The 13,120-nt window shown below is 65.4% G+C and carries 14 protein-coding genes; all 14 read left to right on the top strand.

The genetic code is table 11. From position 1 onward, the window contains the following. Positions 1-16 precede the first annotated feature (16 nt). The 14 genes from ACZ2G3_RS10315 (at position 17) to trmB (ending at position 13,111) form a co-directional block, all read left to right on the top strand. Positions 17-754, top strand: a complete 738-nt coding sequence (locus tag ACZ2G3_RS10315; protein WP_470395792.1) for a hypothetical protein — start codon at positions 17-19, stop codon at positions 752-754. A gap of 18 nt (positions 755-772) precedes the next feature. After that, positions 773-1,804: an NADH-quinone oxidoreductase subunit NuoH gene (nuoH, locus tag ACZ2G3_RS10310; RefSeq protein ID WP_419267971.1), complete on the top strand. Its 1,032-nt coding sequence runs from the start codon at positions 773-775 to the stop codon at positions 1,802-1,804. Between the two features lie 5 nt (positions 1,805-1,809). Next, positions 1,810-1,995 (top strand): hypothetical protein, encoded by a 186-nt coding sequence (locus ACZ2G3_RS10305; protein ID WP_470395790.1) that lies wholly within the window; start codon positions 1,810-1,812, stop codon positions 1,993-1,995. Beyond that, a complete protein-coding gene (gene nuoI / locus ACZ2G3_RS10300; RefSeq protein ID WP_111298600.1) occupies positions 1,995-2,486 on the top strand; it encodes an NADH-quinone oxidoreductase subunit NuoI in 492 nt (163 codons plus the stop codon). The genes ACZ2G3_RS10305 and nuoI overlap by 1 nt, the downstream gene beginning before the upstream one ends. Next, positions 2,483-2,896, top strand: coding sequence for a carboxymuconolactone decarboxylase family protein (locus ACZ2G3_RS10295; protein ID WP_111298601.1), 414 nt, complete (start codon positions 2,483-2,485; stop codon positions 2,894-2,896). Before nuoI ends, ACZ2G3_RS10295 begins: the two co-directional genes overlap by 4 nt. Next, complete coding sequence (locus ACZ2G3_RS10290; RefSeq protein ID WP_470395789.1) at positions 2,893-3,495, top strand: NADH-quinone oxidoreductase subunit J; 603 nt, start codon at positions 2,893-2,895, stop codon at positions 3,493-3,495. The genes ACZ2G3_RS10295 and ACZ2G3_RS10290 overlap by 4 nt, the downstream gene beginning before the upstream one ends. A gap of 58 nt (positions 3,496-3,553) precedes the next feature. After that, entirely contained in the window at positions 3,554-3,859 is a 306-nt protein-coding gene (gene nuoK, locus ACZ2G3_RS10285) for an NADH-quinone oxidoreductase subunit NuoK (RefSeq protein ID WP_042248542.1), read from the top strand. Between the two features lie 7 nt (positions 3,860-3,866). After that, complete coding sequence (gene nuoL, locus ACZ2G3_RS10280) at positions 3,867-6,008, top strand: NADH-quinone oxidoreductase subunit L (protein ID WP_470395787.1); 2,142 nt, start codon at positions 3,867-3,869, stop codon at positions 6,006-6,008. A gap of 1 nt (position 6,009) precedes the next feature. Next, on the top strand, positions 6,010-7,563 hold the full coding sequence (locus ACZ2G3_RS10275; RefSeq protein WP_470395785.1) for an NADH-quinone oxidoreductase subunit M: 1,554 nt from the start codon (positions 6,010-6,012) through the stop codon (positions 7,561-7,563). A gap of 10 nt (positions 7,564-7,573) precedes the next feature. Continuing rightward, positions 7,574-9,052, top strand: a complete 1,479-nt coding sequence (gene nuoN, locus ACZ2G3_RS10270) for an NADH-quinone oxidoreductase subunit NuoN (protein WP_470395783.1) — start codon at positions 7,574-7,576, stop codon at positions 9,050-9,052. Further along, positions 9,045-9,818, top strand: coding sequence for a biotin--[acetyl-CoA-carboxylase] ligase (locus ACZ2G3_RS10265; protein WP_470395782.1), 774 nt, complete (start codon positions 9,045-9,047; stop codon positions 9,816-9,818). The genes nuoN and ACZ2G3_RS10265 overlap by 8 nt, the downstream gene beginning before the upstream one ends. 5 nt (positions 9,819-9,823) lie before the next feature. After that, on the top strand, positions 9,824-10,603 hold the full coding sequence (locus ACZ2G3_RS10260; protein ID WP_470395781.1) for a type III pantothenate kinase: 780 nt from the start codon (positions 9,824-9,826) through the stop codon (positions 10,601-10,603). Beyond that, on the top strand, positions 10,596-12,272 hold the full coding sequence (locus ACZ2G3_RS10255) for a ribonuclease J (protein ID WP_470395779.1): 1,677 nt from the start codon (positions 10,596-10,598) through the stop codon (positions 12,270-12,272). Before ACZ2G3_RS10260 ends, ACZ2G3_RS10255 begins: the two co-directional genes overlap by 8 nt. 125 nt (positions 12,273-12,397) lie before the next feature. Next, positions 12,398-13,111: a tRNA (guanine(46)-N(7))-methyltransferase TrmB gene (gene trmB / locus ACZ2G3_RS10250; protein WP_470395778.1), complete on the top strand. Its 714-nt coding sequence runs from the start codon at positions 12,398-12,400 to the stop codon at positions 13,109-13,111. The last annotated feature ends 9 nt before the right edge of the window (positions 13,112-13,120 follow it).

Here is a 13,120-nt window from a genome sequence, read left to right as displayed (position 1 = left end):
ACAGCGTCGAACGGGAATGACGATCCTTCTGGGGGCGGCACTGCTGCTCTCCGGCTGCATGCAGACGGAGCGCGAGGCGGACCGTCCCCGCGGCAAGCCCGAGCAGCTGTCGGTGAGCCTGGCCCCCGGCAAGACCGGCGCGACGGGCACGCTGAGCCGGGCCCGCATCTCGACCAAGTCCGGCGAGATCCTGATCCTGGAGGCGGACGGCACCGTCACAACGATGGACCTGGACAGCCCGGGTGGCCGCGACGCCTTTGCCGTGACCGAGGCCGACCTGGCCGCGCTGAACAGCAACCTGGACCTGAAGCTGCCCGGCCTGCCCGTGGCCCCCGGCCCGCGCGAGAAGACGGCGCAGGAAAAGGCGCTGGAGGCATTCGCCGCCCGCACGCAGCCGGCCCTGCCGGCGATGCGCCCGGAGGTCGAGATCGACCCCGCGCAGTTCATCGCCGTCAAGGTGCAGACGCTGAGCGAGGGATCCAAGGCCGATCTGGTCGAGGTGACCGCCAATCTGCGCGAAGGGGTGGACGCGGATATCGCCTTCTCGTATGCCACCTGCGCATTGGCCGGTTGGGCCAAGGACAACGGCGCCCCCTATGGACGCCACATCCGCACCCTTCAGGCCAAGCGCGACGGCAAGCTGCTGATCGGCGCGGCCTTCACCTTGTCGCAGGACAAGCCGATGGGACTGCGGGTGATGGAAACGAAAGAGACCCTGCGCGAGTGCAGGGCGCGCGGCATTCCCGCGGCCTAAGGAAGAGGAACGGGCATCATGGCTGATTTTTGGGTGTCTTCCTGGGGCATCGCCATCATCCTGCTGGCGCAGGGCTTGGCGATCATCGCCTTCGTGATGCTGTCGCTGGTCTACATGGTCTATGGCGACCGCAAGGTCTGGGCGGCCGTGCAGATGCGTCGCGGCCCGAACGTGGTCGGCCCCTGGGGCCTGTTGCAGACCTTTGCCGATGCGCTGAAATTCGTCGTCAAGGAAGTCGTGGTGCCGGCCGGGGCGGACAAGTTCGTCTTCTTCCTGGCGCCCTTCCTGTCGATGATGCTGGCGCTGCTGGCCTTTGTGGCGATCCCCTTTGCGCCGGGCTGGGTGATGGCGGATGTCAACGTGGGCATCCTGTTCATCTTTGCCGTCTCCTCGCTGGAGGTCTATGGCGTGATCATGGGGGGCTGGGCGTCGAACTCGAAATTCCCGTTCCTGGGTTCGCTGCGCTCGGCCGCGCAGATGATCAGCTATGAGGTCAGCCTGGGGCTGATCATCATCGGCGTGATCATCTCGACCGGGTCGATGAACCTGACCCTGATCGTCGAGGCGCAGCGCGGGCTGGGCATTCTGTCCTGGTACTGGCTGCCGCATCTGCCGATGGTGGTGCTGTTCTTCATCTCGGCCCTGGCCGAGACCAACCGCGCACCCTTTGACCTGCCGGAAGCCGAATCCGAGCTGGTGGCCGGTTTCATGACCGAATACTCCTCGACCCCCTACCTTCTGTTCATGGCCGGCGAATACATCGCCATGTGGCTGATGTGCGCGCTGATCACGCTGCTGTTCTTCGGCGGCTGGCTGTCGCCGATCCCCGGCCTGCCGGACGGGGCCATCTGGATGTTCCTCAAGATGGTCCTGTGGTTCTTCATGTTCGCGATGGTGAAGGCGATCGTGCCGCGCTATCGCTACGACCAGCTGATGCGGGTCGGCTGGAAGGTCTTCCTGCCGCTGTCCCTGGGCTGGGTGGTCATCGTCGCCTTCCTTGCCAAGTTCGAGGTGTTCGGAGGCTTCTGGGCCCGTTGGGCGGGGGTGTGAGCCGAATGGAATATTCCAACAAGATCGCCCAGGTGCTGGCCCGCGCGACCGAGGCCGACAAGGCCGAGTTCGCGCATTTCCTAGCCAACAACCTGGACAGTGCCGAGCTGTCCCACGACAGCGCCAGGATCCGCGACTACGTGGCGGCCTTTGACCGCTTCGCCGCGCCCAAGCATGGAGAGCAGTTCTGATGGCTTTCGACATCGCGCGTGCCACCAAGTATTTCCTGATGGTGGACTTCATCAAAGGCTTCGGGCTGGGGATGCGCTATTTCTTCGCGCCCAAGGCCACGATCAACTATCCGCATGAAAAGGGCCCGCTGTCGCCGCGGTTCCGGGGCGAGCATGCGCTGCGCCGCTATCCCAATGGCGAGGAACGCTGCATCGCCTGCAAGCTGTGCGAGGCGATCTGCCCTGCGCAGGCGATCACCATCGACGCCGAACCCCGCGACGACGGTTCGCGCCGCACGACGCGCTATGACATCGACATGACCAAGTGCATCTATTGCGGCTTCTGCCAGGAGGCCTGCCCGGTCGATGCCATTGTCGAGGGGCCGAACTTCGAGTTCTCGACCGAGACCCGGGAGGAACTCTATTACGACAAGGAGCGCCTGCTGGACAACGGCGCCCGGTGGGAAGCCCAGATCGCCCGCAACCTTGCCATCGACGCGCCCTACCGATGACCGACGCATTCCAGAAGATGTTCCAGCAGATGCTGTCCCAGGGACAGGAGATGGCGCGGGCCTTCAACCCCGCGCTGGAGCATTTCGACCTAAAGGCCGTCGAGAAGATGTTCCCGACCATGCCGGCGGACATGCTGGAGATGTGGTTCGGCAAGACCTTCAACCGCGACGGGCTTGACGCCAAGACGCGGCTTCTGGTGACCGTGGCCGCGATGACCGTGCAGGGTGCCCTGGCCGAGCCGCAGCTGCGGATGACCATCCGCCACGCGATGGAGGCCGGCGCCACCCCGCGCGAGATCGCCGAGGTGATCTATCAGATGGGGATGTTCGGCGGCCTTCCCGCAATGCAGAAGGCGCTGGAGATCGCCCAGGGCGTCTTTACCGAATCCGAGGGGAGCAGCTCCGAATGATCACCTTTGCCTTCTACCTGTTTGCCATCTCGGTCTGCGTCGCGGGCTTCATGGTCGTCCTGGCCCGCAACCCGGTCCATTCGGTGCTGTGGCTGATCCTGTCCTTCCTGTCGGCGGCGGGCCTCTTCGTCCTGGTCGGGGCGGAATTCGTCGCCATGCTGCTGGTTATCGTCTATGTCGGCGCAGTCGCGGTGCTGTTTCTGTTCGTGGTGATGATGCTGGACGTGGACTTTGCCGGGCTGAAGGGCGAGTTCGCGCGTTATCTGCCGCTGGCAGGCCTGATCGCGCTGGTTCTGTTGGCGCAGCTGGCGATCGCCTTTGGGGCCTGGGAAAGCGCCGACCAGTCGGCCACGCTGCGGGCGGTGCCGATAGTGGTGCCGGCGCTGAACACGAACGCGATCGGCCTGGTGCTCTATGACCGCTACATGCTGCCGTTCCAGATCTCGGGGCTGATCCTGCTGGTCGCGATGATCGGGGCAATCACGCTGACCATGCGGCACCGCACCAATGTCAAGCGCCAGGACGTGATCGCGCAGATGCATCGCGATCCGGCCAAGGCCATGCAGCTGCGCGACGTCAAGCCGGGGCAGGGGCTGTAACGCCCCCGCCGCAGCCAATGGAATATCAACGGGTGACAGACCCGGAGGGACAGAAACGATGATCGGATTGACACATTACCTTGTCGTGGGGGCGATCCTGTTCGTCGCCGGGATCTTCGGCATCTTCGTGAACCGCAAGAACGTCATCGTCATCCTGATGTCGATCGAACTGATGCTGCTGGCGGTCAATATCAACTTCGTCGCCTTCTCGGCCCATCTGGGCGATCTGGGCGGCCAGATCTTCACAATGTTCATCCTGACCGTCGCCGCCGCCGAGGCGGCCATTGGCCTGGCGATCCTGGTCGTCTTCTTCCGCAACCGCGGCACGATCGCGGTGGAAGATGTCAACGTGATGAAGGGGTAAGGAACCCATGGCGCAATTCATTCTCTTTGCCCCGCTGCTGGGCGCGCTGATCGCCGGCTTCGGCTGGCGCGCCCTGGGCGAGCGCGGTGCGCAGATCCTGACAACGGCGATCCTGTTCGCGGCCGCTGCCTTCAGCTGGATCATCTTCCTGACCTTCGACGGCCAGCTGCGCCAGATCCCGGTGATGGACTGGGTGGTGTCGGGCGACTTCACCAGCGAATGGGCGATCCGGCTGGACCGGCTGACCGCGATCATGCTGATCGTGATCACCTCGGTCTCGGCGCTGGTCCACCTCTACAGCTTCGGCTACATGGCGCATGACGAGAACTTCAGCGACGACGAGCCCTATCGGGCGCGTTTCTTCGCCTATCTGTCGTTCTTCACCTTTGCCATGCTGATGCTGGTGACGGCGGACAACCTCTTGCAGATGTTCTTTGGCTGGGAGGGCGTGGGCGTCGCCTCCTATCTGCTGATCGGCTTCTACTACAAGAAGCAGTCGGCGGGTGCCGCGGCCATGAAGGCCTTCATCGTGAACCGCGTCGGCGACTTCGGCTTCCTGCTGGGGATCTTCGGGATCTGGTGGCTGACCGGCTCGATCCAGTTCGACGAGATTTTCGCCCAGGTGCCGATGCTGGCCCAGACCGAGATGACCTTCCTGTGGCGCGACTGGAACGCGGCGAACGTGCTGGCCGTCCTGCTGTTCATCGGCGCGATGGGCAAGTCGGCGCAGCTGTTCCTGCACACCTGGCTGCCCGATGCGATGGAAGGCCCGACCCCGGTGTCGGCCCTGATCCATGCCGCGACCATGGTCACCGCCGGCGTCTTCCTGGTCTGCCGGATGTCGCCGCTCTATGAATTCGCACCGGAAGCCAAGATGTTCATCGTGATCATCGGCGCTTCGACCGCCTTCTTTGCGGCGACGGTTGGCCTGGTGCAGAACGACATCAAGCGCGTGATCGCCTATTCGACCTGTTCGCAGCTGGGCTACATGTTCGTGGCCGCGGGCGTCGGCGTCTATTCGGTGGCCATGTTCCACCTGTTCACGCATGCCTTCTTCAAGGCGATGCTGTTCCTGGGGGCCGGTTCGGTCATCCACGCGATGCATCACGAACAGGACATGCGGAACTATGGAGGCTTGCGGAAAAAGATCCCGCTGACCTTCTGGGCCATGATGATCGGCACGCTGGCCATCACCGGCGTCGGCATCCCGCTGACCCATATCGGCTTCTCGGGCTACCTGTCCAAGGATGCGGTGATCGAGAGCGCCTATGCCTCGGGCAGCGGCTATGCCTTCTGGCTGCTGGTTCTGGCAGCGCTGATGACCAGCTTCTACAGCTGGCGGCTGATGTTCATGACCTTCTTCGGCAAGCCGAGGGGCGACCATCACGCGCATGACCACGCGCATGAAAGTCCGCGCGTGATGACCATCCCGCTGGTCGTGCTGGCCTTCGGGTCGATCTTTGCGGGGATGATCTGGTACAACAGCTTCTTCGAGGAAGAGGGCGTGCAGGGCTTCTTCGGCCTGCCGCAGATCGAGGCCGCGCATTCCGAGGCTGCGGCCGACGATCACGGTGCCGGCGTCGCCGGGACCGAGACCGCGCTGGAGGGCAGCGTTGCCGAGGCCGAGCATGCCGAGCCGCAGGGAGAGGCGCTGCATGGCGCCGCCGGCGCGGCCGAGAACCCGGCCGAGATCGCCGTGGGTCCGGGCGCGATCTTCATGCATCCCGAGAACCACGTCATGCATGACGCCCACTACGTCCCGACCTGGGTCAAGCTGTCGCCCTTCATCGCGATGCTGATCGGCCTGTCGCTGGCCTGGCTGATGTATATCCGCCACCCCGAGGCCCCGGCCAAGCTGGCCCGCCAGCAGCAGGGACTGTACCAGTTCCTGCTGAACAAGTGGTATTTCGACCAGGCCTATGACGCCCTGTTCGTGCGTCCGGCCCGCTGGATGGGCCGCAAGCTGTGGACGGGCGGAGACGGAGCGGTTATCGACGGCGCCATCAACGGGCTGGCCCTGGGAATCATTCCGCGACTGACGCGCTTTGCCGGTCGGGTCCAGTCGGGCTTTCTGTTCCACTATGCCTTCGCGATGGTTCTGGGCATCGTGGGCTTGCTGATCTGGGTGATGATGCGGGGCGCGCAATAACATGACGAACCTTCTTTCGATCATCACCTTCCTGCCGATCGTGGCGGCGGGGATCCTGGCCCTGTTCCTGCGCGGCGACGATGCCGCCTCGCAGAAGAACGCGAAATGGCTGGCGCTGATCGCCACGGGCGCGACCTTCCTGATCTCGCTGTTCCTGCTGGCCGGCTTCGACGCCTCGAACACGGGCTTCCAGTTCGTCGAGGACCATGCCTGGATCATGGGCCTGCGCTACAAGATGGGCGTGGACGGGATCTCGATCCTCTTCGTGATGCTGACCACCTTCCTGATGCCGCTGACCATCCTGTCCACCTGGGACGTCAAGGTCCGGGTCAAGGAATACATGATCGCCTTCCTGGTGCTGGAGGGGCTGATGATCGGCGTCTTCACGGCGCTGGATCTGATCCTCTTCTACCTGTTCTTCGAGGCTGGCCTGATCCCGATGTTCCTGATCATCGGCATCTGGGGCGGGGCGAACCGCATCTATGCCTCGTTCAAGTTCTTCCTTTATACCTTCATCGGCTCGGTGCTGATGCTGGTTGCGATGATCGCCATGGCGCGCACCGCCGGCACGACCGACATCGCGCAGCTGCTGGCCTTCGACTTTCCGTCGCAGACCATGCAGGTGCTGGGCTTTAACGTGGTCGGTGGCATGCAGACGCTGCTGTTCCTGGCCTTCTTTGCCAGCTTCGCGGTCAAGATGCCGATGTGGCCGGTCCATACCTGGCTGCCCGACGCGCACGTCCAGGCCCCGACCGCCGGGTCGGTGGTGCTGGCCGCGGTTCTGCTGAAGATGGGCGGCTACGGCTTCCTGCGCTTTTCGCTGCCGATGTTCCCGGTGGGCGCCGACCTGCTGCAGGGGGTGGTGCTGTGGATGTCGGCCATCGCCATCGTCTATACCTCGCTGGTGGCGCTGGCGCAGTCGGACATGAAGAAGCTGATCGCCTATTCATCCGTCGCCCACATGGGCTATGTTACCATGGGGATCTTTGCCGCAAACCAGCAGGGGCTGGACGGGGCGATCTTCCAGATGCTGTCGCACGGCTTCATCTCAGGGGCGCTGTTCCTCTGCGTGGGCGTCATCTATGACCGGATGCACACCCGGGAAATCGACGCATATGGCGGGCTGGTGAACCGGATGCCGGTCTATGCGCTGGTGTTCATGTTCTTCACCATGGCGAACGTGGGCCTCCCGGGCACGTCAGGGTTCGTGGGCGAGTTCCTGACCCTAATGGGGGCGTTCCGCGCCAACACCTGGGTGGCCTTCGTTGCGGCGACCGGTGTGATCCTGTCGGCGGCCTATGCGCTCTGGCTCTATCGCCGCGTCACCATGGGCGCGCTGATCAAGGAAAGCCTGCGGGCGATCACCGACATGACCCCGCGCGAAAAGTGGATCTTTGTTCCGCTGATCGCCATGACCCTGATCCTGGGCGTCTATCCGCGCCTGGTGACCGACATCACCGGCCCCTCGGTCGAGGCGCTGCTGGTGAACTTCCACGACGCGGTGCCCGCCGAGGCAGCCAGCGACGACCTGGCCCGGGCCAGCGTCAGCCATTGAGGATAGCAAGATGACCTCGCTCGATCTTTCGACCGTTCTGCCCGAGCTGTGGCTTGCGATCTTTGCGCTGGCGGCGCTGTTGGCGGGCGCCTATTTCGGCAAGGACCGGATCGCCCGGCCGATCCTCTGGGCCAGCGTGCTGGCCCTGCTGGTGGCGGCGATCTATGTCGGCTTTGGCGACCGTCCGCAGCAGGACGCCTTCTTCGGCATGTTCATCGACGACGCTTTCGCGCGCTTTGCCAAGGTGACGGTGCTGCTGTCGGCCGCCGCCGTCCTGGCGATGAGCGCGGACTACCTGTCGCGCCACGGGCTCATGCGCTTCGAATACCCGATCCTGATCGTGCTTTCGACGCTTGGCATGATGGTGATGGTGTCGGCGGGCGACCTGCTGTCGCTTTATATGGGGCTGGAGCTGCAGTCGCTGGCGCTTTACGTGCTTGCCGCCTCGCGCCGGGAAAGCGTCAAGTCCTCGGAAGCCGGCCTCAAATATTTTGTCCTGGGCGCGCTCAGCTCGGGGCTGCTGCTCTACGGCGCCTCGCTGGTCTACGGCTTCTCGGGCACCACCAGCTTTGCGGGCATCATCCAGGCCGTCACGGCCGGAAGGCTGCCCATGGGCCTGCTGTTCGGCCTGGTCTTCCTGCTGGTGGGCTTGGCCTTCAAGGTCTCGGCCGTGCCCTTCCACATGTGGACGCCCGACGTCTATGAGGGCGCGCCCTCGCCGGTGACCGCCTTCATGGCGACCGCACCCAAGGTCGCGGCGATGGCGCTGATCGCGCGGCTGATGTTCGAGGCCTTCGGCAATGTCCCGGGCGAGTGGACGCAGATCATCGCGCTGCTGGCGGTCCTGTCGATGTTCCTGGGCTCGATCGCCGGCATCGGGCAGCGCAATGTCAAGCGCCTGATGGCCTATTCCTCGATCGCGCATATGGGGTTCGCGCTGGTGGGCCTGGCCGCAGGCACGGCCTATGGCGTCCAGGCGATGCTGATGTACATGGCCATCTATGCGGTCATGAACGTCGGCACCTTCGCCTTCATCCTGTCGCTGGAGCGTGACGGCCGCCCGGTTACCGACCTGGAAAGCCTGAACCGCTTTGCCCAGACCGATCCGCTGAAAAGCTTTGCCGTCCTGTTCCTGATGTTCAGCCTGGCCGGCGTGCCGCCCTTCCTGGGCTTCTTCGCCAAATACGGCGTGCTGACGGCGGCGGTCGATGCGGGCCTGTCCTGGCTGGCCGTTCTGGGCGTGATCGCCTCGGTCATCGGCGCCTTCTACTACCTGCGCATCGTCTATTACATGTTCTTCGGTGCGGAATCCGAACCCGTCGAAAGCCGCATGGGCGCGATGCAGTTCGCGGCGCTGATGGTCCCGGCGGCGGCGCTGCTGCTGGGCGCGGTGACGATGCTGGGCGTCGATGAGGCCGCGGCCACGGCCGCCCTGTCCCTGGTCGATCCGGTGGTGATCGTCGACCCTGCCGTGGTCATCGTTGAATAACCCCGGACCGGTCGCCTGGCCCGAGGGCGTGGCGCGCCACGTCCTCGACCGCGTGGACAGCACCAATGCCGAGGCGTTTCGGCTGGCCCCCTCGCTCAGCGGGCCGACCTGGATCATGGCCCGCCGGCAGGAGGCCGGGCGCGGCCGGCGCGGCCGCGCCTGGACCGATCCGCCGGGCAATTTCGCGGCAACCTTGGTGATGCGGCCCGCCGGCGGCCCCGCAGATGCCGCACGCCTGTCCTTCGTGGCCGCGCTTGCCGTTCACGACGCGCTGCACCGCCTGTGCGGGCCGCAGCTGAACCTGGCGCTGAAATGGCCCAATGACGTGCTGCTGAACGGCGGCAAGCTGTCGGGCATCCTTCTGGAAAGCGCGGGGGCAGGAGGGCAGGTGGCGGTCTTGGCCATCGGCATCGGCGTCAACCTGGCCGCCGCGCCCGATCCCGCGCAGGTCGAGCCCGGCGCGCTGCGGCCCGTCAGCCTGGCGGGAGAGACGGGCCTGGAGGTGACGCCCGGCGACCTGCTGGACGCAGTGGCGGCCGAGTTCGCCGCCTGGCACCGGCAGATGACGGCCTATGGCTTTGGCCCGATCCGCAATGCTTGGCTGGCGCGGGCCGCAAAGCTGGGTGAGACGATCACCGCCCGCACCGGCACCGCCGAGACCACCGGCCGCTTCGAGGGGATCGACGACAGCGGCGCGCTGATCCTGATCGGTCCCAAGGGGCGGCAGGCCATCCCCGCCGCCGACATCCATTTCAACGGGGGCTGAGGCCCATGCTTCTGTGCATCGACACCGGAAACACCAATACGGTCTTTTCCATCTGGGACGGGACCGGGTTCCTGGCGCATTGGCGCATCCGCACCGATCACCGCCGCACGGCCGACGAATATTACGTCTGGCTGTCCACGCTGATCGCGGTGCAAAAGTTCAAGCTGCAGATCGACGCCTGCATCATCAGCGCCACCGCGCCGCGCGTGGTCTTCAACCTGCGGGTGCTGTGCAACCGCTATTTCGACACGCGGCCCTTGGTCGTGGGCAAGCCCGACTGCCTGCTGCCGGTCGCGCCGCGCGTGGACCCCGGCACGACCGTCGGTCCCGACCGGCTGGTGAACACGGTCGGCGCGTTTGACCGGCACGGACCCGACCTGATCGTGGTGGATTTCGGCACCGCCACGACCTTCGACGTCGTGGATGTCGACGGCGCCTATATCGGCGGGGTCATCGCGCCCGGCGTCAACCTGTCGCTGGAGGCGCTGCACATGGGCGCCGCGTCGCTGCCGCATGTCGATATCACCATGCCCACGAAGGTCATCGGCACGAATACGGTTGCATGTATCCAGTCGGGCGTGTTCTGGGGATATGTGGGGTTGGTCGACGGTATCGTGGAAAAGATCCGCGCCGAGCGCGACCGCCCGATGAAAGTCATAGCCACTGGCGGGCTTGCGCCATTGTTCGACCAGGGGTTCGACCTGTTCGATGCGATAGAAGATGATCTGACGATGCACGGGTTGCGTCTTATTCACGACTTTAACAAGGAGATGGGAAATGGCTGAACGCCTGATCTATCTGCCGCTCGGCGGAGCGGGCGAAATTGGCATGAACGCCTATGTCTACGGCTATGGCCTTCCCGGCAAGGAGCGGCTGATCCTGGTCGACCTGGGGGTGACCTTCGGCGACATGGACGGAAGCCCCGGCATCGACCTGATCATGCCGGACCTGACCTGGCTGGAACAGAACCGCCACCGGCTGGAGGCGATCTTCGTCACCCATGGGCACGAGGACCATATCGGCGCCATCGGGCATCTGTGGGGGCGCCTGGACGTGCCGATCTATGCCCGGCGCTTCACCGGCACGCTGGTGCGGCTGAAGATGGAGGAGATGGGCCTGCCCGCCGAGGCGGTGAACATCACCGAGGCGCGCCCCGCGGTGACGCAGGTCGGGCCCTTCGCGGTCCAGTTCCTGCCGATCAGCCATTCGATCCCGGAAAGCAGCGCGCTGATCATCGACACGCCCGCGGGTCGGATCGTGCACACGGGCGACTTCAAGATGGACGTGACGCCGGTGGTGGGCGACGCTTTTGACGCCGTGGGCCTGTCCGAGATCGCGTCCGAGGGCGAGGGCGTGAAGGTCCTGGCCTGCGACAGCACCAACATCTTCTCGCCCCATCCCGGCCGGTCCGAGGCCGTACTGGCGACGCCGATCCTGGAATGGGTCATGGCGCAGCCGAACATGGTGGTGGCGACGACCTTCGCCAGCAACATCGCCCGCCTGAAGACGCTGGCCGATGCGGCGCGGGCGTCGGGCCGCAAGGTCTGCCTGCTGGGCCGCGCGATGCGGCGCATGGTCAGCGTGGGCTTTGACAGCGGCATCCTGAGCGACTTCCCCGAGACGATCGGCCCGGAAGAGGCCGCCAAGCTGCCGCGCAACAAGGTCATGCTGCTGGTCACCGGCAGCCAGGGCGAACGCCGCGCCGCCAGCGCGCAGCTGTCGCGCGGCCGCTACCTGGGCCTGTCGCTGAAGGAAGGCGACAGCTTCCTGTTCAGCTCGAAGACCATTCCGGGCAACGAACGCTCGGTCGGGCGGATCATGAATGCGCTGAGCGAGCAGGGCGTCGAGGTCTATGACGCCGATGACGGCCTCTACCATGTGTCGGGCCACGCCAACCGCCCCGACATCGAGGCGGTCCATGACCTGCTGAAGCCGCGCACCGTCATCCCGATGCACGGCGAGCACCTGCACCTGCGCGAACATGCGCTGCTGGCGCGGGCCAAGGGGATGCGGGCCGAGATCGTGACCAACGGTACGATGCTGGACCTCACCGGCGAGGTCGCCCGCGTGGTGGACCAGGTCGAGACGGGACGGCTGTACCTGGACGGGAACCGCCTGATCGGCGCGATGGACGGGGTCGTGCGCGACCGCATCCGCATGGCGCTGAACGGCCATGCGACGGTCAGCGTGATCGTGGACGAGGATGACAAGGTTCTGCCCGACGCCTGGGTCGAGCTGATGGGCCTGCCCGAGCGGGGCCGCAACGGCGGCGATCTGGCGCGGCAGATCGAGAGCGAGCTGGCCGAGTTCCTGGAACGTGCCGATGCCCGCACGGTGCGCGACGACGGCAAGATGGACGAGGCGATCCGCAAGATCGCCCGCCAGGTGTCGATGGAAGAGATCGGCAAGAAGCCCGAGGTCACGGTCATCATCAGCCGGCTGATGGCGGACTGACGAAAATCGCCGGGGGACCTTGGGTCCCCCGGACCCCCCGCGGGATGTCTGGGCGACAAAGACGCAAGGGCGGGCCGGTGCCGGCGGGGCTTGAAAACCGGCACCACATGCGGCAATCGGGCGGCATGAGCGATACACCCCCCTCCGCCTTCGACCCGAACCCGCCGCGGCGCAATTTCTACGGGCGCCGTCACGGCAAGACCCTGCGGCAGAGCCAGAAGGGCTATCTGTCCGAGGATCTGGGCGATCTGCGGCCGCGCGGCATCACCGTTGAGGAAAATCCCGAACGCCGGCCCATCGATCCGCAGGCGATCTTCGGCGACGGCCGGCCCGTCTGGCTGGAGGTCGGGTTCGGTGGGGGCGAGCACATGGTGCACATGGCCCGCACCTATCCCGGGATCGGGATCATCGGCTGCGAGCCCTTCATCAACGGCGTCGCAATGCTGCTGGGCAAGATCCGGGCCGCCGGCGTCGCCAATGTCAGCGTTCATCCCGGCGATGCGCGCGACCTGATGGATGTCCTGCCCGATGCCAGCATCGAGCGCGCCTTCCTGATGTATCCCGACCCTTGGCCCAAGGCGCGTCACCACCGCCGCCGCTTTGTCACGCCCGAGCATCTGCTGCCGCTGGCGCGGGTGATGAAGTCGGGCGGCATCTTTCGGGTGGCCAGCGACATTCCCGATTATATCCGGCAGACGCGCGAGGAGGTTCCGCAGGCGGGTTTCGAGATGATCGCGGATACGGACCGGGCCTGGGACGACTGGATCAGCACCCGCTATGAGCAGAAGGCGCTGCGCGAGGGGCGCCCGCCCCATTACGTCACCTTCCGCCGGCTGTGATCTAAAGGC

The organism is Paracoccus sp. KKT209 (genome assembly GCF_055635455.1).
This window is presented reverse-complemented; position numbering and strand designations above follow the sequence as displayed.